We start from the raw sequence: 25,621 nt of genomic DNA, 5'->3' as shown, positions 1-25,621 counted from the left end.
TGTTGAATCTTAACAATTGAACAGGATTTTTAACAATCCAATAATTCAAAATACGTTCTGACCTTGAAGTATAGTATATTTGAATACATTATATGTGGTTTTTGCACTAAATACAATGAAAAGTAAAAGTTATTTAAAGAAGTTAGGGTTACGATTTCTCGTCATTAATATTGTGTTTTTGACGATTAAACTATTTGTTGAAAAAGATCCTAATGACAGTTATCTTAACAACACAACGCTGTTCTATTACTTTTCAACTTTTGTTCTTTTTATGGCCACCTGGGAAATGAATGATTGGCTAATAACGAAGAGCAAGAACTTTACGAGTAAGAATGAACTTATAACTAATATTGCAATTTTTGGTATTACAATTTCATTTGTACTTTCTCTAGCTGCGATTATATATTATTTGGGCATTTTTGAACTTCAATCTATTTGTCAGATAGAAACCGATGCGCCATGGAGTACCTTTAAAACTGATATGTTTAGAGCCCTAGGATTAGCGTCAGTGTTTTCCGTATTTAACCAATTTTATTGGGTTTATAAAGACAAAAGAAGTCTAGAATTGTCTTTATTAGAGTTGAAAAAAGAAATGATGACATCAAAGTATAGCTCATTGAAAAGTCAGATAAGTCCACATTTTTTATTTAATAGCCTTAATACCCTAACATCGTTAATGTACGAAGACAGAGACTTAGCGTCAGATTTCGTAACACGTTTGGCATCTTGTTACCGTTATATTTTAGATAATAGAGAAGAAGATATGGTAAGTTTAGATAAAGAACTGCAATTTTTAGATTCGTTTATTTTTATGATGAAAGTACGACACGATGGTGCCATCTATATCAATACCGATATTAATGTGAAGCCAAGCACTGTAGTTATTCCTACTTTATCTTTACAGATGTTAGTAGAAAATGCGTTAAAGCATAATTACTATTCCAAAGAACAACCAATTACTATTGATATTAGTGTTAGAGATAATCGATTAGTCGTAAAAAATAACATTAGAAAACGTATAGACTCCGAAACATCTACAAAATTGGGATTGGCTAACATTAAAAAACGCTATGCATTTTACACCATTAAAGATGTGATTATAGACGAAGAAAACGAGGTGTTTAAAGTGAGTTTACCGCTATTGAATAAAGATAAAATTAATATTAAAGACTTAACCGTAGCTTAGTATAATGAAGGCTGTAATAGTTGAAGACGAAGATATAGCATCAAGAAGATTAAGACACCTAATCGAGGAGTTAGCACCTGAATGTGAGATATTAACTCAAATTTCTTCAGTTGAAAGTGGATTAAAATGGTTTGCTGAAAATCAATTACCAGACCTCATTTTTCTAGACATTCAACTTAACGATGGTTATGGTTTTGATATCATTGATCAGTTACCAAAACATCCGCCAATTGTATTTACCACCGCCTATAATGAATATGCCATACGAGGTTTTAAGTATAACGGAATAGATTATTTATTGAAACCAATAGATAAGAATGAATTAAAAAAGGCTTTAGAAAAGTATACCAGCATTGTAGATACCCGACAAAATAATAGTGCCGATATTGATTCTATAAGACAGTTGTTTACCAAAGAGTATAAGAAGCGTTTTATGGTAAAAATAGGAAATCAGTTTAGCACCTATAACGTAGAAGATATTGCCTATTTTATGGCTGAAGATGGCGTGATATTCTTATATACAAACAAAGGCCAAAAGTGCCCAATTGAATATACCATTGATCAACTCGAAGAAATTTTAGACCCAATTCAATTTTTTAGAATTAATAGAAAATATATGGTCTCAGTAAATGCAGTAGAAGAGATTCATAGTTATTTTAATTCTAGATTACTTCTAAAATTAAATCCTAATCAAGAAGAACAAATCATTGTTTCAAGAGAACGCACCACCAATTTTAAAAAGTGGTTGGATATGTAACAAAAAAACCCTCGCATTTCTGCAAGGGCTTCTTTGATATATGATAAGATTCCTATAGAAGTTAATATCTATAATATTCAGGCTTAAATGGTCCTTCAACTTTTACACCAATATAATCAGCTTGATCTTTTCTTAATTCAGTAAGTTCAACACCAATTTTTTCTAAGTGAAGTTTTGCTACTTTTTCATCTAAATGCTTAGGTAACATATACACTTTGTTTTCGTATCTGTCAGTATGGTTCCAAAGCTCAATTTGCGCTAGTGTTTGGTTTGTAAATGAGTTACTCATTACAAAACTTGGGTGTCCTGTTGCACATCCAAGATTTACCAAACGACCTTCAGCTAAGATGATAATGTCCTTACCGTTCACGGTATACTTATCAACTTGAGGTTTAATCTCTACTTTAGTAGAACCGTGGTTATCGTTTAACCAAGCCATGTCAATTTCATTATCAAAGTGACCAATGTTACATACAATAGCTTTGTCTTTTAAAGCTTCAAAATGTTGACCTTGGACAATATCCTTATTTCCAGTAGTTGTGATTACAATATCAGCATTACCGATAACAGTTTCTAAGCGTTTTACTTCAAAACCATCCATAGCAGCTTGTAGTGCACAAATAGGATCAATTTCAGTAATTGTTACAATACTACCTGCACCTCTAAACGACGCAGCAGTACCTTTACCAACATCACCGTAACCACATACAACCACACGCTTACCAGCCAACATAATATCTGTAGCACGACGTACAGCATCTACAGCAGATTCTTTACAACCGTATTTATTATCGAATTTAGATTTAGTTACTGAATCATTAACGTTGATTGCAGGTAATGGTAATGTGCCATTTTCCATGCGCTCATATAATCTATGAACACCAGTAGTAGTTTCTTCAGATAAGCCTTTGATACCAGATACTAATTCTGGGTATTTATCTAACACCATATTAGTTAAATCACCACCATCATCTAATATCATATTTAGCGGTTGTCTGTCTTCTCCAAAGAATAAAGTTTGTTCAATACACCAATCAAACTCCTCTTCGTTCATGCCTTTCCATGCATAAACAGCTGTACCAGCATCAGCGATAGCGGCAGCAGCCTGATCTTGTGTAGAGAATATGTTACAAGAACTCCAAGTAACTTCAGCTCCTAGTGCCTGTAATGTTTCTATTAAAACCGCAGTTTGAATAGTCATATGTAAACAACCTGCAATACGTGCGCCTTTTAAGGGTTGCTCGTCTGCATATTCTTTACGAAGGCTCATTAAACCTGGCATTTCTGCTTCGGCTAATTCTATCTCTTTTCTTCCCCAAGCCGCAAGCGACATGTCTTTAACCTTATAAGGTGTATAGGCTACAGTTTTTTCACTCATATCTTTTAGTGTTTTTTTATATTTTATCAGCCTTTGGGTTTAGCATTGAAATGGTTAAATTCGTCCACTAATAAATACCAAATTTGCCTAAGGCGGTGCAAAGGTAATCAATAGCTTTCAGAATATTAAATGCCACTGTATAAATCCATTACTGTTAATTCACAAACTACTGTTAAAATATGGAAGATTGAAGAGTCTTATGACGATTTATTACAGCCATTAGACTTAAAACAAGTGAGTATAGATCGCGTTTTGAGTATGAAAAGTGATTTGCATCAAAGAGGATTTTTAAGTGTACGCCATCTACTAAGGGATTTTGGATATACAGATCAGGATTTGTTTTATGATAGCTATGGAAAGCCGCACCTTAAAGACGGAAAGTATATTTCTATCACGCATTCTTTTACATTTTCTGGAGTAATAGTGAGTGATAATCCAGTAGGTATTGATATAGAAAAGCAGCGTGATAAAATTGCCATAATTGCTAAGAAATTTGTTGATTACGAATTTAATTACCTTGATACTAAAGCTGAAGATTATATTAGAAAACTCACTGTAATTTGGGGTGTAAAAGAATCGCTATACAAGTTGTTTGCAACACCTGGTATGCTATTTAAAGACCATTTTTTAGTCATTCCTTTTATGCTTGAAGATAGAGAGACAGTAGCATGGATAGATTACAATGATAAGAAATTTAGGTATAATACAGCCTTTGAAGAGTTTGAAGGATTCACCTGTGCATATGTAGTGCCAAATGACTAATCTGTATCAAAACATACTGAAGTCTACAGGTAAGAAATTCTTAGCGGTGCTAATCGATCCGGATAAGATGAGATTAGAAGCAGTTTCAGAGTTTATATCAAAAGTAAATCAAAGCGTTGCAACTCATATTTTTGTTGGTGGTAGTGAAGTCGCTGAAACCTTAACAGATAATTTAGTAGAGGAGATAAAAAAACATACAGCCTTACCTGTGATTTTATTTCCTGGTGATGTGATTCAGATTACGGATAGAGCTGATGGACTGTTGTTTTTGTCATTAATTTCAGGGAGAAATTCAGAGTATTTGATAGGGAAACACGTTGAAGCTATCACTAAGATTCAAGATACTAACTTAGAAGTGATTCCTACAGGTTATATTTTGATTGAAAACGGAAAAGTAACTTCGGTAGAACGTGTAAGCAAAACAAAACCTATTCCAAGACATGAAATTCAAATAATTACCAATACAGCCATAGCAGGAGAGCTTTTAGGAATGAAACTCATCTATTTGGAAGCAGGTAGCGGAGCTACACATCCCATCGAATCTGAAATAATTTCTAAGGTGAAGAATGAACTAGATATTCCACTTATTGTAGGTGGAGGAATTCGATCTGTTGAAGCACTAAATTCAGCTTATGATGCAGGTGCAGATTTAGTAGTTATTGGTACCGCTTTTGAGGAAGATGAGAATTTCTTTAACGAACTAAAAAAATAATATGGAAATTTCTATAGAGTTAACACTAACACCATTGATGGACGATTACGAATCGCATATCATTGCATTTATAAAACAATTAAGAGCATCAGAATTCAAAGTTTTAGAAAACCCATTAAGTACTCAGATTTATGGTGATTATGATAAGCTTATGTCATTTTTAACTCAAGAAATAAAGCAGTCGTTTTTAAATATAGATTTAGCAGTTTTAAACATGAAAATTGTAAAAACCAATAGAAGTGATTATGAGCCAGATTTTTGATGTTCTCTTTGGTCAGTACGCTGAATCCGAAACCATTGATATTGTTTTAGAAATAGTAGCGGTTGTGTTTGGGTTTTTGTCTGTTTGGTTTTCGAAACAAAACAAGGTTCTGGTTTTCCCAACAGGAATGATAAGCACAGCCATATTTGTATACTTATTACTAAAATGGGAATTGCTTGGTGATATGATGATTAATGGTTACTATTTTATAATGAGCGTTTATGGATGGTATATCTGGACGAGAAAAGTAGACGAAACACATGTAACTCCAATTTCTGTAACTGGATTAAAAGAACAACGAATAAGTGTTTTTATTTTTATAGCTACCCTTGTTTTTGTTTATATTGTATACACGACTTTCGATAAATGGACGAGTTGGGTTGCCTATGCAGATACACTTACAACTGCAATCTTTTTTGTGGGTATGTGGCTTATGGCTAGGCGTAAAATTGAAAATTGGATTTTCTGGATAATAGGTGACATCATATCAATACCTTTGTATCTTTATAAAGGATTCTCTTTTACAAGTTTTCAATATTTAGGTTTTACTATAATTGCCATTTATGGTTATTTAGCATGGAAGAAGCACTTAAACAACAACCTTCAAACTGCATAAAAATTGTTTTGTTTGGTCCTGAATCTACAGGTAAAACAACACTTTCTAAACAGTTGGCAGCACATTATAACACACTTTGGGTTCCTGAGTATGCGCGAGAGTATTTGCAAGACAAATGGGATAGAGAACAGAAAACTTGTGAGCCTAAAGATCTATTACCAATAGCACTAGGTCAGATGAAATCTGAGAACGAGTTTGCTCAAAAAGTAGATTCGCTTTTAATTTGTGATACAGACTTATTAGAAACTAAAGTTTACAGCGAAACCTATTATTCAGGTACATGTGACCCCATATTAGATAAACATGCACTGTTAAATACTTACGACTTGTATTTTTTAACTTATATTGATATCCCATGGGAAAAAGATGATTTACGGGACAAACCTAACGAAAGGGAAGCAATGTTCAAAGCATTTGAAAATGCCTTAAAATCAAACAACAGACCATATAAGGTATTAAAAGGACGTAAAGAAGAGCGATTAGAAAAAGCAATTATTGAAATCGATAAATTATTAAAAAAGTAACTTGGATTTTACAGAAAAAGATATAAAACAAATTGAAGCTCACGGTTTAACAGTTAGTGCTATTAAACAACAGATTGAACAGTTTAAACAAGGCGTTAATTACTCCAACATTTCTTCTGTAGCGACTATAGATGATGGCATTATTGTACCTACATATCTCGAAGTAGATGAATATGTAAAATTCTTTGATCAAGAAAAAGACAGTTTATCTATAGTAAAATTTGTACCAGCATCTGGAGCAGCGACACGCATGTTTAAGTTTCTGTTTCAGTTTTTAAAAGAATACAATCCGGTAATACAGTCATTGAATGCGTATATCAATAGAAATAGCTTAAAGGATTTACCCTTATTTTTAATAGCATTAGAAAAATTTCCATTTTATAATACCGTTTTAGAGCAAATTAAATCTAACGGAATAGAATACAGTAGTTTAAACCCTAACCAAAAGGCACAGGTATTTGTTAATGCAATGCTAGAAGAAACTCAGCTTAATTTTGGAAGTTTTCCAAAAGGATTATTTCCATTTCATAAATACAACAATGATATTTCTACAGCTTTTGAAGAACACTTGTTCGAGATGGCATTTTATGGGTCTAAAAAAGGACCATTAAAATTACATTTTACAATATCTGAGGTTCATAGGGATAAGTTTACAAAAGAGTTTAAGCGTATTGAAGAACGGGTTGAGGATATCACAGGTTTTGCCTACGATATATCGTTTTCTTACCAGCATCAATCTACTGATACAATTGCATTAACAACAAAGAATGAGCCATTTAGAGATGAAGATGGTCGCCTGCATTTTAGACCAGCAGGTCACGGTGCATTATTAAAAAATCTTAATGCAATTGATGCAGATTTGATCTTTATAAGTAATATAGATAATGTCGTAGTCAAGCATTATAAGGCTGAAGTTGCTAAGTATAAAAAGGTTTTGGCTGCATTATTAGTAAAGACTAGAGATAAAGTGTTCTACTATATAAATCAACTTAAGGAAAAAGAATTACATGAAGATGCTTTAAACGAAATTGGTGATTTTTTATCAAAAAAACTTAATTTTTCAATTTCAGAAGAGTTTGAAAAGTATTCGCATAAATATAAAATTGAATATTTATTCGAAGCTCTTAATCGTCCAATTCGTGTTTGTGGTATGGTAAAAAATGAAGGCGAACCAGGAGGCGGCCCATTTTGGGTAAAAGATGAATCGGGAAGATTATCGCTTCAAATTGTAGAGTCAGCTCAAGTCAATAAAAAAGATAAAGAGCAGAAACGCATATTAGAAACTGCTACACATTTTAATCCTGTAGATATTGTATGCTCTATTAAAGATTATAAAGGCGATACTTTTGATTTGCAAGAATATGTAGATCATAAAGCGGCGTTTATAACTATGAAAACTAAGGTTGGAAAAGATATAAAAGCACTAGAATTACCAGGTTTATGGAATGGTAGTATGGCGTATTGGAACACTATTTTTGTAGAAGTGCCAATTAATACGTTTAATCCAGTGAAAACGGTTAACGACTTGCTTAAGCCTACGCACCAACTAAATTAAAGTGGATTTTTCAAGATTATTACATGAGGTTAAATACCGAGCAGTAAGGAGCTCTGGTAGCGGCGGGCAACATGTTAATAAAGTGGCCACCAAGATGGAGTTGTATTTTAATATTCAAACTTCAAGTTTCTTTAGTTATGAAGAGAAAGAAAGGCTGAAAGTTGCTTTAAGTAGTAGACTTAACAGAAACGGTGTCTTAATTTTAAGTTGTTCAGAAACCAGAAGCCAACTTAAAAATAAAACCATAGTTACCAGACGTTTTATTCAATTAGTAACTGAAGGTTTAAAAGAAGAAAAAGAACGCGTTCCTACTAAAATTCCTCGTGCTGTAAAGCAAAAACGCCTAAACAATAAGCGTAGAAATTCTGAAAAGAAAGCCAATCGCAAAAAACCGAATATTGACTAAAAGAATTTCTCAATAAATAGCTGTGATTATTTTTTTGTGATTTATCTTTGTGGCGTTCTCAAAAAGGGGTGCCAATTTTGGCTGAGATCATACCCATTGAACCTAGAACAGGTAATGCTGTTTAGGGAAGCGAGCGTAAACAAAACATCTAGTAGATGTTTTTAGCGAGTGCGATTAGGTTATCAATGTAGGTTTAAATTCTGAATCTTACTAGTGGATACAAATTTACTTTTATAGGATTCTCAATGAAATCAATATGAACTTAATTGTATTAGTAATGCGTTCGAAATATTAATTATTAACCAAGAATAATTACCTCTTTTTATTCGATTATATTTTTAATCGTAATGAAAAACTTATTCAGAAATCTCTCAAAATTAGATCGACAGAGATTAACAATTTTTATTTTTTTAGTCAGCTTGTGTTCAGTATATGGACAAGAAAAGGAAAAAGATTCAACGAAGACGGAACAACTCGATGAGGTCTTGGTAAAGGCTGTACGTGTTAATGCCATATCGCCAATAACGCATAGCAACCTAAGCAAAAAAGAATTGGCCAAGCGTAACTTAGGTCAAGATATAGCAACACAACTTAAGTTTTTACCGTCGGTTGTTACAACTTCTGATGCTGGTGCAGGAATTGGTTATACTGGCTTTAGAGTTCGTGGTACGGCAAATCAAGGGATTAATGTAACAATTAATGGTATTCCATATAACGATGCTGAAAGTGCCACTACATTTTTTGTGAATCTTCAAGATTTTACATCTTCTGTTGAAAACCTTCAGTTGCAACGAGGTGTTGGGACGTCTACAAATGGACAAGCAGCTTTTGGTGCCAGTTTAAATATTTTGACTAATGTTGATACTGATGAGGCAAGTGCGAGCACATCACATTCAATAGGTTCATTTAATACAAGACGCCATAATGTTAAGTTTAGTACAGGATTGTTAAATGACCATTTTATTTTTTCAGGGCGTTTGTCACAAATTACTTCAGATGGTTACATAGATAGAGCGTCTTCAGATTTAAAATCGTATTACCTTCAAGGCTCATATAAGGATGATAATACATTAGTTAAAGCTATTCATTTTGCGGGAAGCGAAGTAACATACCAATCATGGTTTGGTGTCGATAGAGATACTGCAATTAACAATCCTACCTTTAATCCTGCTGGTGCTATTTTAGATGATCAAGGAAATATCGTTGGATTTCATGATAATCAAGTTGATGATTACAAACAAGATCACTATCAGTTACATTGGGCGCAACGCTACAATAACAATTGGAGCTCTAATGTAAGCTTCAATTACACCTATGGGCGAGGCTTTTTTGAAGAATATGAAAATGATGATGATTTAGCTTTTTATGGATTATTACCAGTGCAGATTGGAGGCGAAACTATTACAACTTCTGACATTGTTAGAAGACGTTGGCTTGACAATGATTTCTATGTATTATCCGGAAATGTTAACTACAAAGACAACCAATTTGATGTTAACTCGGGCTTATTTTTTAGCACCTACGAAGGTGATCATTTTGGAGAGGTAATCTGGTCACGTTTTGCAAGTGATTCAGAACTAGGAGACCGTTATTATTTTGGTGTTGGTCAAAAGAATGAGTTTTCAGCCTTTGCAAAAGCCGATTATAGACTAAATGATAAATGGCAATTTTATTTAGACCTTCAAGGTAGGTTTGTCGATTATTCAACTAGTGGTCAGAGTTCTGACGTTGTAGATTTTATAGTAGATGAACAGTATAATTTCTTTAACCCAAAATTTGGAGCGAGTTTTAAATTAGATAGTAAAAATCAATTTTATGCATCATTTGCTAGAGCTAATAGAGAACCTAGTAGAAATGAATTTGAAAACAATGATATCACTCCAAGACCTGAACGATTAGATGATATTGAGTTTGGATGGAGATACAATTCTGAAAAACTTAAATTAAATGTCAACGGTTACTATATGGATTATGTAGACCAATTAGTTCTCACTGGCGCTTTAGATGGTTCAGGAGCGCCAATACGTGCCAATAGTGGTAGCAGTTATCGATTAGGAATTGAGATTGATGCAAATGTTGCACTTAGTTCGAAACTTAACATACAACCTAATGTAGCCCTAAGTGCTAATAAGAATCGAGATTTTTTCTTTCAGCGTGATGGTGTGCTAACCAACTTAGGAAATACAGATATTTCGTTTTCTCCAAATGTTATAATAGGTAATACCATAGCGTATAGACCTACTGAGAATTTATACATAGCACTGTTATCTAAATATGTTGGAGACCAATTTATGAGCAATATAGAAAGTGAAACATCATTACTAGAAGCTTTCTTTGTTAATGATTTTAATGCTACTTATAACTGGAAAGTAAACTCATTTATCGACAGTGTCGACATTTCGTTGTTAGTAAATAACATTTTTAACGAAAGATATATCTCAAATGGATACTTCTTCACGTTTGATGATGATTTTTCTAATCCAGGTACAATTACAACTATTGAAGGCGCAGGATTTTATCCGCAAGCCACAACAAACTTTTTGCTAGGAGCAACACTCAATTTTTAGTTTGTAATCAAAAATTGGTTATTTCCAATAGACTCAACCCTGTATGGTAATAGCGTACAGGGTTGTTGGTTTTCGCCAATAGATTGCCCCGTTATAAGGTTGTACTCTATATCTTCTCCGCAACCGCTTACGGCATTAACTCCCACTATGCTTAATATAGAACAACTGCTAAATTGGCGACTAGGATCAGCACCATCCCATGCTCTTAAAGTTTGACTGCCAGTACGTATAATGATGATACCTCCATTACCTTGGCCTTCTAAACGCACAGGATTTCCAATATTAATAAGTTGACTAAATTGAGGTAAGTTTAGGTTGATAGTTGCATTAACACTAACATTTAACAAGAAATTACAGTTATTAATAGTATTATCACTGCTGCAACTAAAAATGAAAATACTCAGGACTAAAATCAAGATTTTTTTCATAGCATTATTCGGAATAGTTTTTAATTTTTTCTTTTTCGCAATTTACAAACAATTAATACATCAATAAATATTTTATATCTTTGTATTGTTATCTCGTGAAAGCGAGATTTTTTTATGCTGTTCCTACGCAGGTAGATAACAGCTTTTTATTTTAAAACGCATGAGTTATGAGTAAAGTATCTTATTACACAGCAGAGGGATTAAAAAAATTAAGAGATGAACTAAATCACTTAAAAGATATTGAGCGTCCAAAAGCGTCTCAAGCTATTGCAGAAGCAAGAGACAAGGGTGATTTAAGCGAAAATGCAGAATACGATGCTGCAAAAGAAGCACAAGGTATGTTAGAAATGAAAATTTCTAAAATGGAAGAAACCTTAGCTAATGCTCGAGTAATTGATGAGTCACAGTTAGATACGTCTAAAGTTTTGGCCTTGTCAATAGTAAAAATCAAAAATCAGGCTAATGGTATGGAAATGACCTATACATTGGTTGCAGAAAGCGAAGCAGACTTAGCGTCAGGTAAGATATCAGTTAACTCACCTATTGGAAAAGGTTTATTAGGGAAATCAGTTGGTGATGTAGCCGAGATACAGGTGCCTAATGGAATTATGAAGTTTGATATCTTAGAGATTTCAAGATAAAAATCTCTATATTGTAATGTAAACAATAGAAACCATGAAAAAATTTATATACATCGTGTCTTTTGCTTTTATAACTGGAGCAAATTGTTACGCTCAAAAAGAAACTCAAAGTAAAGATGAGTTATCATATTCTTGTGAAGGGGTTGTAGAGCTAGATGCTCAAAAGCAGACAATAACCCTTACAGGGAATGCAAATTTAAAGACTGACGTATTTGAATTTCAAGATGCAGATAAGATTCTAATTAACAAAGTTTCTAATGAAGTGATAATTTCAGGAGCATATAAAGTAAGATTTAAGGGAGGAACAATTGAAAGAGCATCTGAATTAAAGAGTTATCATTTGAGATATAAGATAGGTGATAAAATTGCTTATTTAGAATAAAAAGACATAAAACCATTTAAAAAAGATTCCTGTTCAAGCCTTTGAACAGGAATCTTTTTATATTTATACTATCAATTTCTCCTTAACATGGCTTCTATATTTACTAAAATAGTTAATGGCGATATACCTTCGTATAAGATTGCCGAGACGGAAGATTTTTATGCTTTTTTAGATATTAACCCTAATAGCAAGGGTCATACACTATGCATACCAAAGACAGAAGTCGATAAAATATTTGATTTAGACGAGTCTACTTATATCGGTTTAATGGCATTTTCTCGTCGTGTTGCAAAAGCTATGGAAAGTGTTATACCCTGTGAGCGAATAGGTATGTCAGTAATAGGATTAGAAGTGCCACATGCGCATGTGCACCTTATCCCGTTACATACTATGGAAGATGCACGTTTTAGAACAAAGGCGAAATTAGTTGATGATGAATTCAAGGCTATTGCTAATGCTATTTCAGAAAAATTTATGTAGATTTTTTTAAAGTAACCTGGAATGTTGTGCCTTTACCAATTTCGGATTCGAGTACTCTTATTTTTCCGTTGTGATAATCCTCAATAATTCGTTTGGATAAAGATAACCCTAATCCCCAACCACGTTTTTTGGTAGTATAACCTGGACTAAAAATTGTATACCATTGATTTTTTGGTATGCCTTTTCCTGTATCTTTTACATGGATTAAAACGTGTTTTTCGATCTCTTTTATACTTAGCGTCAGTTGGCCTTTCCCCTTCATAGCATCAATAGCATTCTTAACTAAATTCTCTATAGTCCAACTATATAATTGCTTATTAAGTTTAACGGGTATTTCAGTTTCAGGAATGTCGATATTAAAATCTACAAGTTTAGACGCTCTTGACTCTAAATAATTGAATGATTTTTTAGTTTCAACGACGACATCAGTTGTAATGAGTTCTGGTATAGAACCAATCTTACTAAAACGTTCAGTAATGGTATTAAGTCGATCGACGTCTTTTTCCATTTCAGAAATATAATCGGGGTTTACGTTTTCAGACTTTAATAATTCTGTCCAACCCACTAAAGACGATAATGGTGTGCCAATTTGATGCGCGGTTTCTTTTGCCATTCCTGTCCACAGTTTATTTTGTTCTGCGTTTTTAGTACTTCTATAAAAGAAGTAAACGACTGCAGCGAACAGAAAAATAATTAAGAGCAAGGCTAATGGATAATATTTTAACTTATTAATGAGTGATGAATTGCCATAATAAAGAGTTTGGCCTAAATCACTCATTTCAAGCGGCCTGTTTTCCTTTTGAAATTTAGAAATCAACCAATCTTTATTGGCTTCAACATAAACATTATCTATACTATCATTAAAAACCCTGGCTAATTCGTTTTTTTCCTTTAGATGAGGTTTGCCAAATATATTTCTATGACTAATGATATTCTTTTTCTCATCAATAAGCAACATTGGAGTATTGAGTGTAGAGTCTATAACGATGTATTGTGCAACGACATTAACTTCAAAATCCTCAATATTATCATAATTCTCTAAAGCATCTTTTGCATATTCCGTATATGCAAATGTCCAACTTTTCATTTTGGAGCGTTCTTCAGACTTAAAATGCTGAAAAAAGATATAAGTGTTCCATAGAATTAATGAAACAATCACAAAAGAAGAAATTATTATAATCCATCGGATTACATTTCTATTAATCTGTAGACGCATTAAATTAGATTAGTTAATGGTTTTAAATATAATGTAATTCTATGAATAATATTGTTTCGTTGGTAATATGGTTATCTTTGGTGAAAATGATTTTTATATGGTTTCTTTCCAGCCAAAAGACTTAACTACACCCAAACTACATGGATATTTATTAAGTGCTGTAGCACCTAGACCAATTGCTTTTGCAAGTACAATAGATGAAAATGGTAACCCTAATCTATCGCCATTTAGTTTTTTTAATGTTTTTAGTGCTAACCCACCAATTTTAATATTTTCTCCAGCACGTCGCGTTAGAGATAATACAACAAAACATACTTTAGAAAATGTTGAAGTTGTGAAGGAAGTTGTTATTAATGTGGTAAACTTTGATATCGTTCAGCAAATGTCTTTAAGCAGTACTGAGTACCCTGAAGGTGTTAATGAGTTTGAAAAAGCTGGATTAACAATGTTACAATCAGATAGAGTTAAACCCTTTAGAGTTGCTGAGTCACCTATTCAGTTAGAATGTAAGGTAAATGACATTGTAAAACTTGGAACGGAAGGTGGTGCAGGTAACTTAATTGTATGCGAAGTTTTAAAACTTCATTTGGCTGAAGATATTATAGATGAAAACGGAAGTATAAATCAAGAAAAATTAGATTTAGTAGCTAGAGCTGGAGGTAGTTATTACAGTCGAGCTAAAGATGGGTTTTTCGAAATTCCGAAGCCATTAAAAACTCTTGGCATTGGCGTCGATAATTTACCTGAAAGTATTAAAGAGAGTACTATTTTGACAGGTAATGATTTAGGAATGCTAGCCAATGTTGAGTCTTTACCTACTCAAGATGATGTAAAGCATTTTATTAATGATGCTTTAAAAAATCATCCTGATCTTATTACAATGACCGAAGACGAAAAACATAGAAAGGCACAAAATTATTTAAGCTACGGAGACGTTGATTCTGCGTGGAAGTTATTACTTTCGTAGCTCATTAATTAAATCAATAATACACAAAAATAAAGTCAATGGAAGTACAAGGAAGAATAAAGGTAATTGGTGAAACGCAAACCTTTGGAAGCAATGGTTTTAGAAAGCGTGAAATTGTAGTTACTACTGAAGAACAGTATCCACAGCATATAATGATTGAGTTTATACAAGACAAAACAGACTTGCTCAATAATTATCAAGTTGGGCAACAAGTGAAAATAAATATTAATCTACGTGGCCGTGAATGGGTAAATCCACAAGGCGAGACAAAGTATTTTAATTCTATTCAGGGTTGGCGTATAGAAGCGCTTCAGGCCGATTCTGCGCCATCAGATATGCCACCGGTGCCTCCAGCAACTGCATTCGAGCCAGCAACAGATTTAAATACCGATGAACACGACGATTTGCCATTTTAAGACTACAAAAATGTAAGATAATTAAAAGCCCATTTGTTTCAATGGGCTTTATTGTTTTTATAAAAAAAGTCCTGAATAAATCAGGACTTAATATTGTGGTTTTAGGTTTAACCCTTACGAACAAACTCAAAAAAAAGCAATGATGAACAAAATTCGTAGCATAAAGGTTATTTCAAATATGAGAAAAAAAGCTAATTTACCCAAGATATTGAGCTGATTTAACACATCTAAAACTTACTACAACGTTATAGTTGAGCAAAAAAATGCATTTCTTAAACAAGAAAATTGAATTTCCAAGAGTAACTGAAGCATCGGCAGACGGATTATTAGCTATCGGAGGCGATCTATCTGTCGAACGTTTACTTCATGCATATGCACATGGGATATTTCCTTGGTTTGAAGATGATGAACCTATCTTATGGTGGTCTCCAGACCCTAGGTTTGTTCTTTTTCCAGAAGATTTGAAAATTTCAAAAAGCATGAATCAATTGCTTACTAAAAAAAGGTTTAAGGTTACCATAAATAAAGACTTTGAAGCCGTAATTAGACATTGTTCTTCAATAAAGCGTCATGATCAAAAAGGAACTTGGATTACGGATAATATGATAGAAGCATATACAAAATTGCACCAGTTAGGTTATGCTATATCCGTTGAGGTATGGGATAAAAAAGAATTAGTTGGTGGCTTATATGGTATAGATATGGGCAATAAAGTGTTTTGTGGCGAAAGCATGTTTACTAAAACAAGTAATGCCAGTAAATATGGGTTTATAGAATTTGTTCGTAAATCGAAGTACAATCTAATAGACTGCCAGTTACATACCAACCATTTAGAAAGCTTAGGCGGCAAACACATTTCTCGTATTGAGTTTCTGAAGTACTTATAACTTTAAAATCGCTGAGGTTAATAAGAATAGCTTTTGTTCAGTAGCCATATTAAAGGCTTCAAATCTATACTCTAATCCTGCTTGTAATTTCAATTTTTCTTTCATTAACCAACCGATTTGTATAGTAGTTCTATGGTCTGTTTCAGGCTTAATAGTTTTACCGTGACTTAAGAGTGCTTCCATAGAACTTACAAGGTAACTTTCACCAATATCAAGCTTATCGCCATTTAAAGGAAAATCTAAAGCAAATCGATAGCGGTATCTAAAAATGGTAATGTCTCTTATAAAACGTTGTTCAAACCTAAACCGGTGTCCAAAGCGGGTTGCAAGATTTTGTTTGGTAAAATTATATTGTTGTGTTAATCGTAATTCATTGCTGCCACCATCAAAGTTTTCTCTTAGGCGATATTGAATGCCAAAACTGATACTATTGGTGTAATCTAATTTGTAGGTTGAAAAGTGAACAATATCTACTTGCCGGTTTTCAAATTCGAAGTCATTATCTCGATATAAAAAATAGCGTGCTTTAGCAGAAAAATTAATTCTGTAGGTTTCTGAGACCTTGTGGTTTATTGCAAATGAAGATTCGCCTAATGTTTCAAAATCATTTTGGCCATAGCTTTTTCCACATGTCAAAAGACACATAATTATCAATAGTCTAATAGAGTACATGGCCGTAAGATGAAGGTGCTACATTACGAAAGCCAATAAATTCGCCATTGCTGCTAAACGTAAATTCTCTCAGGTATCGCTTGCTATTTTCTGTGACTTCAGCAATAATTTCATAATTGATGGTCAATGTGTTGGATGAGGATATAATAGATGATAAGAAAGAATTAGGGTTTACTTTAGAATCATTTACATATTGTTTCTGAATTTTAAGCAGTTTTGCTTTCTTAAAATTAGATTTGAAATAAGTTTTTATACTTTCAGAAAGATACTTTTGTTTCTCAATGACTTCAATATCTTCTAGAACACCTTCTATACTGAACTCACAGCTAAAGTGTTGTTTTTGGTATTTGAACTTCACTTCATAGCTCTCTTTGTTACCATCAATTTCTTTATAAAATCGAAGTCGTTTTATAGTTTTAGGAAGTTTGTCGACAAATTGAATAACTGTTATAGGCAATACCTTTTTTTGAATTGAAAATTCGCGCTCTTGTTTGGGTTGTCCAAAAGCATCGTTAGCAGTTATACCTAAAGCGATAAAAACTAATATTACTAATCTAAACTTCATTGTATCTAAAACATAATGTTTCATGGTCATTGACCATTCCTGTTGCTTGCATATGGGCATAAACCACAGTAGTACCAACAAACTTAAAGCCTCGTTTTTTTAAGTCTTTACTTATGGTGTCACTTAGAGGTGTATTTGCTGGAGCATCTTTGTAGTTTTTAAATTTATTTTTTATGGGTTTTTCATCAACAAAACCCCATATATACTTAGAAAAAGACCCAAATTCTTCTTGTATTTTTATAAAAGCTTGAGCATTAGATATGGTAGCTTTTAGTTTCAATTTGTTTCTAATTATTCCTGAATCCTGAAGGAGTTTTTCATATTTATCGTCGTCATAAGTTGCAATTATCTTGTAATCAAAATTGTCAAAAGCTTTTCTAAAATTTTCACGCTTACGCAATACTGTTATCCAACTTAGTCCCGCCTGAAATGTTTCCAGAATTAAAAATTCGAATAAAGTATCATCATCATAAACAGGGACGCCCCATTCTTCATCATGATAGGCTTCATACAATGGATCGCCAACACACCAACCGCATCTGTGCTTAGTCATTTTGTAAGGTTTAAATAATTCCACTACTAATGTAACAACTGTTTCACAATATTGATAATAGAAACTTAAATTTGTACTATGGAAGTTTTAGAACATATGACTTTAAAAAATATACTATCAGACAGCCTAGAAAAGAGCATGTCTTATTCTGAATATAGAGATTTGGTATCTGAATTAACCGCTAACAATTCTACCACGGGACCAGAAAAAACAGATGCGTTGATTAATTATACAATGTTAAACGATAGACGAATGAAGCGTTGGGACAAAACTGTTAAAGTTTCGGATGAAGCAAAAGAAGTATTTGAAAACTCAAACCGAAAAATGACATGGGTTGTACTCACAGAAAGCTGGTGTGGCGATGCAGCACATTTAATGCCTGTAATAAACAAGGTGGCTGAGCTTAATGACAATATTGATTATAAAGTCGTTTTACGAGACGAGAATGAAGCTTTAATGAATCAGTTTTTAACTAATGGTGGTAAGGCTATACCAAAGCTTATTATGATTGATAATGAAACTAACGAAGTTGTAAACACATTTGGACCTCGACCTTCTACTGCAACTAATCTTGTAAATGATTTTAAAGCACAACATGGAGGATTAACTCCAGAGTTTAAAGAAGATTTACAACGTTGGTACAACAAAGATAAAGGCCAAACTACTATTGAAGATTTCGTAGCGCTTTTAAGCTAATTTTTACCCTTAAAATAAAATGTTATTGAGCCAATTTGATTTGCGCGGTTAGATGAATTAAACTGCACTGACTGAGCATACTCAATAGCATGTTCAATTAAACACTCGTTATTGCTATTAGATGAACCATTGATAGCAGCTTCAATAACGTTACCACTGGCATCAACAGTTATTGAAACTACAATTTTACCTGAACGTTCGCATAGGTATCTAGGCGTATCATAACTTAAAAGGCGTCGACCTTTAAGAGAATACGTCAATGTACTATTACCAGATGCATGCTCAGCTATTGTATGTTGTTTTTTGTTAAGAACATCTTTGAGCTTTTCGTAAGATTCTGTTTCATTTTGTTTTAAAGCATAGGCTTTCCCTGCATCGTAGTTTGAAACTGCAGATTCTTCAATTTCAGTCTCCTTTTCCGCTTTATTTTGCTCTAATTGCTTTGTGGTTTTTTCAAAATCATTTGCACTTACAGATTTAAAGTTTTTCATCATATTTTTAAACTCCTCATCTTCATTAAATGCTTTGTTGGTTGTAGCTTTTTGAGATTCTTCAATCTCTTTAATGATTTCTTCTTCAATCTCAGGTTCTATATCGTAGAACGTTTCAGCCATTTCACTTGAAGATTGTTTTAATTGAAAACTAAACATACCGAACGTGACAACTCCGGTAATAAGAGTTGTAATTAAAGCTGCTTTGTATTGTTCAATAAAGCTCATTTTTTAATAGTCTTCAAAAATTGTACCTAAAGCATATACGTTATTACTGACAAATTAGATTAAAAACCAGGAATAAGCATGCTTTATTTTTTTGGCAATGTCTTTATAAATTCTTCTGGAGTCATTCCATCTTCAACTCTAAAATCACCAATACGCGTGCGTCGCAAAACAGATAAATACGCTCCTGAGTTTAAAGCCTTACCAAAATCGTGAGCCAAAGACCTAATATAAGTACCTTTACTGCAAGTAACTTTAAAGTTTACTTCTGGTAATGAAATCCCCGTAATTTCGAATTCTGAAATGGTGATTTTTCGAGATTTAATTTCTACATCTTCGCCTGCACGAGCAAACTCATATAAGCGTTTACCATCTTTTTTTATCGCAGAGAATACAGGTGGAAACTGTTCAATCTCACCGATAAATTGAGATGTAGCTTTATGAATTAATTCTTCAGTAATATGCTCAGTAGGAAACCTTTCATTGATTTCGGTTTCTAGGTCGTATGATGGTGTTGTACTGCCTAACACAAAAGTGCCGGTGTATTCTTTTTCTTGGCCTTGATAGGTGTTAATCTGTTTAGTCATTTTACCAGTACATATCACTAGTAGACCTGTTGCTAATGGATCTAATGTGCCAGCATGGCCAACTTTAATTTTTTTAATCCCAAAGGCTTTACGAATTGCCCAACGTAATTTATTTACCGCTTGAAAAGATGTCCACTTTAGTGGCTTATCTATCAATAAAATTTGACCGTTTTTATAGTCTTCTTCGTTATTCATCTATTTAAATTTTTGTTACGAGCTATGGTTTAGATGCTTAATCATTTCGATGAACACAAACGATTTTTTTTGCCAAATGCCCATTATGGGCTTTCATATTAGCTAAAAAATAACGAGAATCCAATAGCAATAAGTCCAACAACTATACAGTAGATTGCAAAGTACGAGAGCTTACTTTTCTTTACTAGTGAAATCATCCATGTACAAGCAACAATACCAGTAATAAATGCAGCTAAAAAGCCAACTCCTAATACTGTAAAATTTGCTGAGTCGTAAGTTAACTCACCTCCAAGTATATCTTTAGCAATCTTTCCAAAAATCAATGGTACAACCATTAAAAATGAAAAACGAGCAGCTTTAGTTTTGTCATTTCCAAGTAAAACAGATGTAGAAATAGTTGCACCTGACCTCGAAATGCCTGGTAACATCGCCACGGCTTGTGAAATACCTATTATAAAGGCATTACTAAAACTTACATTTTTGCGAGTGTCTTTAGCTTTATCAGCTAGAAAAAGTAAGATAGCAGTAACTATAAGCATGCAACCCACTAATAAAATATTCCCTCCAAAAAGTGCTTCTAATTGTTCTTCAAAAAATAACCCAACAATTACAGCAGGTAGCATTGATATTGCAATTTTTGATATAAACTTGAGGTCATCATTCCATTGAAATTTAAAAATACCTTTAACGATTTCAATAATATCTTTTCTAAAGACAACAATGGTACTTAATGCTGTAGCAAAATGTAGTACAACAGTAAATAATAAGCTTTCTTTTGGGATTGAATTATCTCCTAAAATTGCCTTACCTAACTCCAAATGCCCACTAGAAGACACAGGTAAAAACTCAGTTAAACCTTGAATAATACCAAGTAAAATTGCATCAATTGTATCCATGAGGCAAAAGTATTAAAATAGAATAATTGGAAATAATTAGCTAGTCTTTTTTCTTATCTGGATTCAGTAATATAGCATATACCTGAATGCCAAAGCCAATTAATACAAGTGTTGGTGCTAAACGGATACGTCTCCAATTAAAGATAGACTCATCAAAAACATTTGGATCATCACTGCCACCGCCGGCCATCATTATAAAGCCAATGGCAATAAAAGCAAGACCAATAAAAAGCCATTTGTAATTCCTTTTCCCGAAGATAAATTCGCCCTTGGTTGCTTGTTTTCGTTTTTGTTCGCCCATGCTAATAGTTATAGGTGCTGCAAAGTAAGCATATTTTTAGGATAGATAAGTTAAGGCTATCAAAAAAATAAATGCTCAGCACCGAAAATTTACATTCAGCGTTGAGCATCTATTAGTGTGGGCCTTGTTCTATTTTTTAATAATACCCTGCTTTAGTATGTTTTGTAACAACTTTTGTTTTTTGTGCTTCTTTCTGTTTTGCATTGGATTCACTGAATGCAAAAACCATAATTCCGACGAGGCATAAGCCCACAAACAATATACGATTCATAATCCAAGATTTTAAGTTAAACTTCTCTTAGGTTGGCGTATAATTAAGTCATTAATTTTAGTTTAAGATTAGGTAATAGATAACTCAACTTTTATTCCATTATTGTAATGGTTTGAGTTAAAAGCTGTTAAAGTTTGAATAAAATAGTCTTAATAATAAAGCTGGTCTGTCTTTAAGTTTAGGAAGCGTTGCGTAGCAATAAAAGTGCTTATCCAAGTAATGACAATACCTAATAAGAAAACACCTGCGAATAGAGCAATAACAAGAATCATATTTTCAAGAAGACGCAACTCAGGGAAACTAATGTCTAAATAGTATAAAACAACGCCCATGCCTATCAAAGCAATGACAGCGCCAATAATCCCAAGCTTTACACTTTGCCAAACAAATGGTCTTCTAATAAAGGTTTTGGTAGCACCAACCATTTGCATAGTTTTAATAATAAAGCGTTTGGAGTATACTGCCAAGCGGATAGAACTGTTAATCAATAAAACAGCAATTAATGTAAAAAGACCACTGATAATTAATACCCAAAGCGATATCTTTTTAACGTTGTCATTCATCAATTCAACAAGATCATTATCATAGCGAATTTCTTCGATAAATGATTTTTCAGACAAACCTTCACTTATTTCAGTGAGTTTTTCAGTAGTAACGTAATCTGCTTTTAAATAGACATCTATGGAATTTTTTAAAGGATTGTACCCCACAAAATCCATAAAGTCTTCGCCTGTATCTGCTTTCATAAATTCTGCAGCTTCTTCTTTAGAAACATAAACGGCTTCTTTGGAGTAATCTGCCATTATCAAACTCTTTTCAAGTTGTTTGACTTCAACCTCTTTTGCAGTATCATTGAGGTAGATGGTCATCACCACTTGTTCTTTAAAATGGTCAGCTACTTTTTTAGAATTTAGGACCAATAGTCCAAGGCATCCTAATAAAAACAATACCAATGCTATACTTATTACTACAGAAATGTAAGAGGAAATTAATTTTCGCTTTTGGTATTTGTCAAAAGATGAGGCCATTGAATAGGATTAATGCTGTAAAAATAAAAAAGAATTTAGTTATCTAGAGTATTACAACGTTTAGTTTTTAAATGTGTTGTAATACCACTAAATTTGCAGCTTATTTGAAGGAAATACTAGGATGAAATACAATTTCAACGCAATAGAAAAGAAGTGGCAAGACTATTGGGCCAAAAACCAAACCTTTAAGGCCGAAAATAATTCGGACAAACCTAAATATTATGTTTTGGATATGTTTCCTTATCCAAGTGGTGCAGGTTTACATGTTGGTCATCCATTAGGTTATATTGCCAGTGATATCTATGCGCGTTACAAACGTCATAAAGGATTTAACGTATTACATCCTCAAGGTTATGATAGTTTTGGTTTGCCAGCTGAGCAATACGCAATTCAAACTGGTCAGCATCCAGCAGTGACTACTGAGGCAAATATTAAAACGTATCGACGTCAGCTAGACCAAATAGGATTTTCTTTCGATTGGAGTAGAGAAGTAAGAACCAGTAATCCAGAGTATTACAAATGGACACAGTGGATTTTTATTCAACTATTTGATTCTTGGTATAACAATGTTTCTGATAAAGCAGAGCAGATAAGCAGTTTGATTAATGTGTTTGAAACAGATGGAAATCAAAATGTAGATGCTATTTGTGATGAAGATATACCGAGCTTTACTGCTGACCAATGGAATGCATTTTCGGAAGTTGAAAAACAAGAAGTTCTGCTAAAATATAGATTAACTTATTTAGCAGAGACCGAAGTAAATTGGTGTCCTGCTTTAGGAACTGTTTTGGCTAATGACGAAATTATAAACGGCGTTTCAGAACGTGGTGGTCATCCTGTAGTTCGTAAAAAAATGACCCAATGGAGCATGCGTATTTCTGCATATGCCGAACGATTGCTTCAAGGGTTAGATACGATTGATTGGACAGATTCACTTAAAGAAAGCCAACGTAATTGGATTGGCAAGTCGGTTGGTGCTTCGGTTACATTTAATGTAATGGACGCCGTGCGGAGTCGAAGCAACCAAGATGTGATTTCGACTACGCTCAATCACCAAATCGAAGTATTTACAACACGACCAGATACTATTTTCGGCGTAAGTTTTATGACGCTTGCACCAGAGCACGAATTGGTATCACAAATTACAACTGAAGCTCAAAAAGCTGAGGTTGAAGCTTATGTAGAAGCTACTTCAAAACGTTCTGAACGTGATAGAATGGCAGATGTAAAAACCATTTCTGGTGTGTTTACAGGTGCCTATGCTGAGCATCCATTCACTAAAGAACCAATTCCTATTTGGATTGGTGATTACGTTTTAGCAAGTTATGGTACAGGTGCAGTTATGGCTGTACCTTGTGGTGACCAGCGCGATTACGATTTTGCAAAACACTTTGATATTCCGATACCTAATATTTTTGATGGCATTGATATTTCTGAAGAAGCTTTTGCATCAAAAGACAATGTAAAAATTGCGAATAGCGATTTCTTAGATGGTTTAAATTATAAAAAAGCCTCAAAACGTGCCATTTACGAATTGGAGCAAATTAAGCATGGACAAGGCAAAACTAATTACCGTTTACGCGATGCTGTATTTTCTCGTCAACGTTATTGGGGTGAACCTTTCCCAGTATATTATGTTGATGGTATGCCGCAGATGATAGCTACAGAGCATTTACCACTAACGTTACCAGAAGTTGAAAAATATTTACCTACAGAAGAAGGCGAACCACCTTTAGGTCGTGCTGATGTTTGGGCTTGGGATACAAAAAACAATAAAGTTGTCAGTTCGAGCGCAGTCGAGAACAAGACTATTTTCCCACTTGAACTAAACACTATGCCAGGTTGGGCAGGAAGCTCGTGGTATTTCTTTAGATATATGGAAGAAGTAGCGAATAGAGATGGTGCTTTTGCTACTGAAGACGCGTTAAAATATTGGGAAAATGTAGACTTATATATTGGTGGTAGTGAGCATGCTACAGGACACTTGTTATACTCGCGTTTTTGGGTAAAGTTTTTATACGATAGAGGTTTTGTAGGTGTCGATGAACCTTTTAAAAAGCTGATTAACCAAGGGATGATTTTGGGGACTAGTGCTTTCGTTTATAGAGAAGAAGGTACTAGTAATTTTTATTCTAAAGGTTCGGTCGGAAATATCAAGGTGCAAGAAATTCATGCTGATGTGTCTTTTGTTAATTCATCAGACGAATTAGATGTTAAAGCTTTTAAAAACTGGAGACCAGAATTTAAAGATGCTGTTTTCATTACTGAAGAAGATGGGACTTTTAAGGTACAACGCGATGTCGAAAAAATGTCTAAGTCCAAATACAATGTTGTAAATCCAGATAATATTTGCGAGCAATACGGAGCAGACAGTTTACGTCTTTACGAAATGTTTCTTGGACCATTAGAGCAATACAAACCATGGAATACTGCTGGGATTACAGGTGTGCATAGCTTCCTTAAAAAGCTTTGGAAGCTCTATCTTCCTTTTATAGATGGGTCACTGAGCGGAGCCGAAGTGGAGCCAACAAAAGACAACTTAAAAACACTTCATAAAACCATAAAAAAGGTTGAAGAAGATATAGAGAACTTCTCTTTCAATACCTCGGTATCAACATTTATGATTGCTGTAAATGAATTAACAGCTCAAAAGTGCACGAGTAGAGCCATTCTCGAACCATTATTGATTTTGATTTCACCGTATGCGCCACATATTTCAGAAGAATTATGGGAGCAATTAGGTCATACAGAATCTATTTCATCTGCTCCTTTTCCAAAATTTGAAGCGAGTCATTTGGTAGAAAGCTCTAAAAACTATCCAATCTCGTTTAATGGTAAAATGCGTTTTACACTTGAGCTACCATTAGATATGAGCAAAGATGATATTGAAAAAACAGTTTTGGCTTACGAAAAAACACAAGAACAATTACAAGGTCGTACACCTAAAAAGGTAATTGTTGTGCCAGGTAAAATTGTAAACATTGTAGGTTAATCCCTTA

30 protein-coding genes and 1 riboswitch are annotated in these 25,621 nt (G+C 33.6%); of the genes, 18 read left to right on the top strand and 12 right to left on the bottom strand.

Annotated elements, in window-relative coordinates:
* Nucleotides 1–115 precede the first annotated feature (115 nt).
* Nucleotides 116–1,186, top strand: coding sequence for a histidine kinase (locus ED556_RS01170; protein ID WP_296318705.1), 1,071 nt, complete (start codon nt 116–118; stop codon nt 1,184–1,186).
* A 4-nt stretch (nt 1,187–1,190) separates the two neighbouring features.
* Complete coding sequence (locus ED556_RS01165; RefSeq protein WP_296318704.1) at nt 1,191–1,943, top strand: LytTR family DNA-binding domain-containing protein; 753 nt, start codon at nt 1,191–1,193, stop codon at nt 1,941–1,943.
* Between the two features lie 61 nt (nt 1,944–2,004).
* On the opposite strand, the gene ahcY is transcribed toward ED556_RS01165, so the two are convergent.
* On the bottom strand, nt 2,005–3,321 hold the full coding sequence (gene ahcY, locus ED556_RS01160; protein ID WP_296318703.1) for an adenosylhomocysteinase: 1,317 nt from the start codon (nt 3,319–3,321) through the stop codon (nt 2,005–2,007).
* A 129-nt stretch (nt 3,322–3,450) separates the two neighbouring features.
* Here ahcY and ED556_RS01155 point away from each other — a divergent pair, with 129 nt between their 5' ends.
* The 8 genes from ED556_RS01155 (at nt 3,451) to ED556_RS01120 (ending at nt 10,725) form a co-directional block, all read left to right on the top strand.
* Complete coding sequence (locus ED556_RS01155; RefSeq protein WP_296318702.1) at nt 3,451–4,083, top strand: 4'-phosphopantetheinyl transferase superfamily protein; 633 nt, start codon at nt 3,451–3,453, stop codon at nt 4,081–4,083.
* The gene (locus ED556_RS01150; protein ID WP_296318701.1) at nt 4,076–4,795 is read left to right on the top strand and encodes a geranylgeranylglyceryl/heptaprenylglyceryl phosphate synthase; all 720 of its coding nucleotides are present in this window, start codon (nt 4,076–4,078) and stop codon (nt 4,793–4,795) included. Before ED556_RS01155 ends, ED556_RS01150 begins: the two co-directional genes overlap by 8 nt.
* A 1-nt stretch (nt 4,796) precedes the next feature.
* On the top strand, nt 4,797–5,057 hold the full coding sequence (locus tag ED556_RS01145) for a hypothetical protein (RefSeq protein WP_296318700.1): 261 nt from the start codon (nt 4,797–4,799) through the stop codon (nt 5,055–5,057).
* Nucleotides 5,041–5,673, top strand: coding sequence for a nicotinamide riboside transporter PnuC (gene pnuC / locus ED556_RS01140; protein ID WP_296318699.1), 633 nt, complete (start codon nt 5,041–5,043; stop codon nt 5,671–5,673). The genes ED556_RS01145 and pnuC overlap by 17 nt, the downstream gene beginning before the upstream one ends.
* A complete protein-coding gene (locus ED556_RS01135; protein WP_296318698.1) occupies nt 5,634–6,197 on the top strand; it encodes an ATP-binding protein in 564 nt (187 codons plus the stop codon). The genes pnuC and ED556_RS01135 overlap by 40 nt, the downstream gene beginning before the upstream one ends.
* Nucleotide 6,198: 1 nt before the next feature.
* Nucleotides 6,199–7,752, top strand: a complete 1,554-nt coding sequence (locus ED556_RS01130) for a DUF4301 family protein (protein ID WP_296318697.1) — start codon at nt 6,199–6,201, stop codon at nt 7,750–7,752.
* 1 nt (nt 7,753) lies between these two features.
* Nucleotides 7,754–8,158 (top strand): alternative ribosome rescue aminoacyl-tRNA hydrolase ArfB, encoded by a 405-nt coding sequence (gene arfB, locus ED556_RS01125; RefSeq protein WP_296318696.1) that lies wholly within the window; start codon nt 7,754–7,756, stop codon nt 8,156–8,158.
* A gap of 54 nt (nt 8,159–8,212) precedes the next feature.
* Nucleotides 8,213–8,304: riboswitch (TPP riboswitch) on the top strand.
* Nucleotides 8,305–8,505: 201 nt separating this feature from the next.
* Nucleotides 8,506–10,725 (top strand): TonB-dependent receptor, encoded by a 2,220-nt coding sequence (locus ED556_RS01120; protein WP_296318695.1) that lies wholly within the window; start codon nt 8,506–8,508, stop codon nt 10,723–10,725.
* Here ED556_RS01120 and ED556_RS01115 read toward each other — a convergent pair.
* Complete coding sequence (locus ED556_RS01115) at nt 10,722–11,153, bottom strand: hypothetical protein (RefSeq protein WP_296318694.1); 432 nt, start codon at nt 11,151–11,153, stop codon at nt 10,722–10,724. The genes ED556_RS01120 and ED556_RS01115 overlap by 4 nt on opposite strands.
* A 167-nt stretch (nt 11,154–11,320) precedes the next feature.
* Here ED556_RS01115 and greA point away from each other — a divergent pair, with 167 nt between their 5' ends.
* From greA to ED556_RS01100, 3 genes are all read left to right on the top strand, one after another.
* Nucleotides 11,321–11,794 carry a transcription elongation factor GreA gene (gene greA / locus ED556_RS01110; protein WP_296318693.1) on the top strand — a complete coding sequence of 158 codons (474 nt, stop codon included), beginning with the start codon at nt 11,321–11,323 and terminating at the stop codon, nt 11,792–11,794.
* 34 nt (nt 11,795–11,828) lie between these two features.
* A complete protein-coding gene (locus ED556_RS01105) occupies nt 11,829–12,176 on the top strand; it encodes a hypothetical protein (RefSeq protein ID WP_296318692.1) in 348 nt (115 codons plus the stop codon).
* Nucleotides 12,177–12,263: 87 nt separating this feature from the next.
* The gene (locus tag ED556_RS01100; RefSeq protein WP_296318691.1) at nt 12,264–12,656 is read left to right on the top strand and encodes an HIT family protein; all 393 of its coding nucleotides are present in this window, start codon (nt 12,264–12,266) and stop codon (nt 12,654–12,656) included.
* On the opposite strand, the gene ED556_RS01095 is transcribed toward ED556_RS01100, so the two are convergent.
* Nucleotides 12,649–13,872 carry a HAMP domain-containing sensor histidine kinase gene (locus ED556_RS01095; protein WP_296318690.1) on the bottom strand — a complete coding sequence of 408 codons (1,224 nt, stop codon included), beginning with the start codon at nt 13,870–13,872 and terminating at the stop codon, nt 12,649–12,651. The genes ED556_RS01100 and ED556_RS01095 overlap by 8 nt on opposite strands.
* A gap of 97 nt (nt 13,873–13,969) precedes the next feature.
* Here ED556_RS01095 and ED556_RS01090 point away from each other — a divergent pair, with 97 nt between their 5' ends.
* The 3 genes from ED556_RS01090 (at nt 13,970) to aat (ending at nt 16,142) form a co-directional block, all read left to right on the top strand.
* A complete protein-coding gene (locus tag ED556_RS01090; RefSeq protein ID WP_296318689.1) occupies nt 13,970–14,839 on the top strand; it encodes a flavin reductase family protein in 870 nt (289 codons plus the stop codon).
* Nucleotides 14,840–14,877: 38 nt separating this feature from the next.
* Complete coding sequence (locus ED556_RS01085) at nt 14,878–15,255, top strand: DUF3127 domain-containing protein (RefSeq protein ID WP_296318688.1); 378 nt, start codon at nt 14,878–14,880, stop codon at nt 15,253–15,255.
* Nucleotides 15,256–15,518: 263 nt separating this feature from the next.
* Complete coding sequence (gene aat, locus ED556_RS01080) at nt 15,519–16,142, top strand: leucyl/phenylalanyl-tRNA--protein transferase (protein WP_296318687.1); 624 nt, start codon at nt 15,519–15,521, stop codon at nt 16,140–16,142.
* Here the strand turns inward: aat and ED556_RS01075 are convergent.
* From ED556_RS01075 to ED556_RS01065, 3 genes are read right to left on the bottom strand one after another with little or no spacing between them, the layout of a single operon-like run.
* Entirely contained in the window at nt 16,137–16,787 is a 651-nt protein-coding gene (locus ED556_RS01075) for a DUF2490 domain-containing protein (protein WP_296318686.1), read from the bottom strand. The genes aat and ED556_RS01075 overlap by 6 nt on opposite strands.
* Nucleotides 16,788–16,800: 13 nt before the next feature.
* Entirely contained in the window at nt 16,801–17,403 is a 603-nt protein-coding gene (locus ED556_RS01070; RefSeq protein WP_296318685.1) for a hypothetical protein, read from the bottom strand.
* The gene (locus ED556_RS01065) at nt 17,369–17,932 is read right to left on the bottom strand and encodes a DNA-3-methyladenine glycosylase I (RefSeq protein ID WP_296318684.1); all 564 of its coding nucleotides are present in this window, start codon (nt 17,930–17,932) and stop codon (nt 17,369–17,371) included. The genes ED556_RS01070 and ED556_RS01065 overlap by 35 nt, the downstream gene beginning before the upstream one ends.
* Before the next feature lie 78 nt (nt 17,933–18,010).
* On the opposite strand from ED556_RS01065, the gene ED556_RS01060 reads away from it, so the two are divergent.
* The gene (locus ED556_RS01060; protein ID WP_296318683.1) at nt 18,011–18,628 is read left to right on the top strand and encodes a thioredoxin family protein; all 618 of its coding nucleotides are present in this window, start codon (nt 18,011–18,013) and stop codon (nt 18,626–18,628) included.
* Here the strand turns inward: ED556_RS01060 and ED556_RS01055 are convergent.
* The 6 genes from ED556_RS01055 to ED556_RS01030 form a co-directional block, all read right to left on the bottom strand.
* Nucleotides 18,625–19,347 (bottom strand): hypothetical protein, encoded by a 723-nt coding sequence (locus ED556_RS01055; RefSeq protein ID WP_296318682.1) that lies wholly within the window; start codon nt 19,345–19,347, stop codon nt 18,625–18,627. The genes ED556_RS01060 and ED556_RS01055 overlap by 4 nt on opposite strands.
* A gap of 83 nt (nt 19,348–19,430) precedes the next feature.
* Entirely contained in the window at nt 19,431–20,126 is a 696-nt protein-coding gene (gene truB, locus ED556_RS01050) for a tRNA pseudouridine(55) synthase TruB (RefSeq protein ID WP_296318681.1), read from the bottom strand.
* Nucleotides 20,127–20,224: 98 nt separating this feature from the next.
* Nucleotides 20,225–21,022 (bottom strand): undecaprenyl-diphosphate phosphatase, encoded by a 798-nt coding sequence (locus ED556_RS01045; RefSeq protein ID WP_296318680.1) that lies wholly within the window; start codon nt 21,020–21,022, stop codon nt 20,225–20,227.
* 40 nt (nt 21,023–21,062) lie between these two features.
* Nucleotides 21,063–21,323, bottom strand: coding sequence for a DUF3098 domain-containing protein (locus tag ED556_RS01040; RefSeq protein WP_296318679.1), 261 nt, complete (start codon nt 21,321–21,323; stop codon nt 21,063–21,065).
* Nucleotides 21,324–21,459: 136 nt separating this feature from the next.
* On the bottom strand, nt 21,460–21,594 hold the full coding sequence (locus ED556_RS01035; RefSeq protein ID WP_296318678.1) for a hypothetical protein: 135 nt from the start codon (nt 21,592–21,594) through the stop codon (nt 21,460–21,462).
* Nucleotides 21,595–21,743: 149 nt separating this feature from the next.
* Nucleotides 21,744–22,622 carry a permease-like cell division protein FtsX gene (locus tag ED556_RS01030; protein ID WP_296318677.1) on the bottom strand — a complete coding sequence of 293 codons (879 nt, stop codon included), beginning with the start codon at nt 22,620–22,622 and terminating at the stop codon, nt 21,744–21,746.
* A 121-nt stretch (nt 22,623–22,743) separates the two neighbouring features.
* Here ED556_RS01030 and leuS point away from each other — a divergent pair, with 121 nt between their 5' ends.
* Entirely contained in the window at nt 22,744–25,614 is a 2,871-nt protein-coding gene (leuS, locus tag ED556_RS01025) for a leucine--tRNA ligase (RefSeq protein WP_296318676.1), read from the top strand.
* Nucleotides 25,615–25,621: the final 7 nt, after the last annotated feature.

It is taken from the genome of Winogradskyella sp., from assembly GCF_003712105.1.
Classification (GTDB): Bacteria; Bacteroidota; Bacteroidia; order Flavobacteriales; family Flavobacteriaceae; genus Winogradskyella.
This window is presented reverse-complemented; position numbering and strand designations above follow the sequence as displayed.

Coding starts and splice junctions, on each gene's coding strand:
- ED556_RS01045 (WP_296318680.1), bottom strand. CDS start 21,022: ATGGATACAATTGATGCAATTTTACTTGGTATTATTCAAGGTTTAACT.
- pnuC (WP_296318699.1), top strand. CDS start 5,041: ATGAGCCAGATTTTTGATGTTCTCTTTGGTCAGTACGCTGAATCCGAA.
- truB (WP_296318681.1), bottom strand. CDS start 20,126: ATGAATAACGAAGAAGACTATAAAAACGGTCAAATTTTATTGATAGAT.
- ED556_RS01090 (WP_296318689.1), top strand. CDS start 13,970: ATGGTTTCTTTCCAGCCAAAAGACTTAACTACACCCAAACTACATGGA.
- ED556_RS01065 (WP_296318684.1), bottom strand. CDS start 17,932: ATGACTAAGCACAGATGCGGTTGGTGTGTTGGCGATCCATTGTATGAA.
- ED556_RS01170 (WP_296318705.1), top strand. CDS start 116: ATGAAAAGTAAAAGTTATTTAAAGAAGTTAGGGTTACGATTTCTCGTC.
- ED556_RS01085 (WP_296318688.1), top strand. CDS start 14,878: ATGGAAGTACAAGGAAGAATAAAGGTAATTGGTGAAACGCAAACCTTT.
- aat (WP_296318687.1), top strand. CDS start 15,519: ATGCATTTCTTAAACAAGAAAATTGAATTTCCAAGAGTAACTGAAGCA.
- ED556_RS01040 (WP_296318679.1), bottom strand. CDS start 21,323: ATGGGCGAACAAAAACGAAAACAAGCAACCAAGGGCGAATTTATCTTC.
- greA (WP_296318693.1), top strand. CDS start 11,321: ATGAGTAAAGTATCTTATTACACAGCAGAGGGATTAAAAAAATTAAGA.
- ED556_RS01105 (WP_296318692.1), top strand. CDS start 11,829: ATGAAAAAATTTATATACATCGTGTCTTTTGCTTTTATAACTGGAGCA.
- ED556_RS01075 (WP_296318686.1), bottom strand. CDS start 16,787: ATGTGTCTTTTGACATGTGGAAAAAGCTATGGCCAAAATGATTTTGAA.
- ED556_RS01150 (WP_296318701.1), top strand. CDS start 4,076: ATGACTAATCTGTATCAAAACATACTGAAGTCTACAGGTAAGAAATTC.
- ED556_RS01135 (WP_296318698.1), top strand. CDS start 5,634: ATGGAAGAAGCACTTAAACAACAACCTTCAAACTGCATAAAAATTGTT.
- ED556_RS01095 (WP_296318690.1), bottom strand. CDS start 13,872: ATGCGTCTACAGATTAATAGAAATGTAATCCGATGGATTATAATAATT.
- ED556_RS01145 (WP_296318700.1), top strand. CDS start 4,797: ATGGAAATTTCTATAGAGTTAACACTAACACCATTGATGGACGATTAC.
- ED556_RS01120 (WP_296318695.1), top strand. CDS start 8,506: ATGAAAAACTTATTCAGAAATCTCTCAAAATTAGATCGACAGAGATTA.
- ED556_RS01070 (WP_296318685.1), bottom strand. CDS start 17,403: ATGAAACATTATGTTTTAGATACAATGAAGTTTAGATTAGTAATATTA.
- ED556_RS01115 (WP_296318694.1), bottom strand. CDS start 11,153: ATGAAAAAAATCTTGATTTTAGTCCTGAGTATTTTCATTTTTAGTTGC.
- ED556_RS01155 (WP_296318702.1), top strand. CDS start 3,451: ATGCCACTGTATAAATCCATTACTGTTAATTCACAAACTACTGTTAAA.
- ED556_RS01035 (WP_296318678.1), bottom strand. CDS start 21,594: ATGAATCGTATATTGTTTGTGGGCTTATGCCTCGTCGGAATTATGGTT.
- ED556_RS01030 (WP_296318677.1), bottom strand. CDS start 22,622: ATGGCCTCATCTTTTGACAAATACCAAAAGCGAAAATTAATTTCCTCT.
- ED556_RS01100 (WP_296318691.1), top strand. CDS start 12,264: ATGGCTTCTATATTTACTAAAATAGTTAATGGCGATATACCTTCGTAT.
- leuS (WP_296318676.1), top strand. CDS start 22,744: ATGAAATACAATTTCAACGCAATAGAAAAGAAGTGGCAAGACTATTGG.
- ahcY (WP_296318703.1), bottom strand. CDS start 3,321: ATGAGTGAAAAAACTGTAGCCTATACACCTTATAAGGTTAAAGACATG.
- ED556_RS01055 (WP_296318682.1), bottom strand. CDS start 19,347: ATGAGCTTTATTGAACAATACAAAGCAGCTTTAATTACAACTCTTATT.
- ED556_RS01165 (WP_296318704.1), top strand. CDS start 1,191: ATGAAGGCTGTAATAGTTGAAGACGAAGATATAGCATCAAGAAGATTA.
- ED556_RS01060 (WP_296318683.1), top strand. CDS start 18,011: ATGGAAGTTTTAGAACATATGACTTTAAAAAATATACTATCAGACAGC.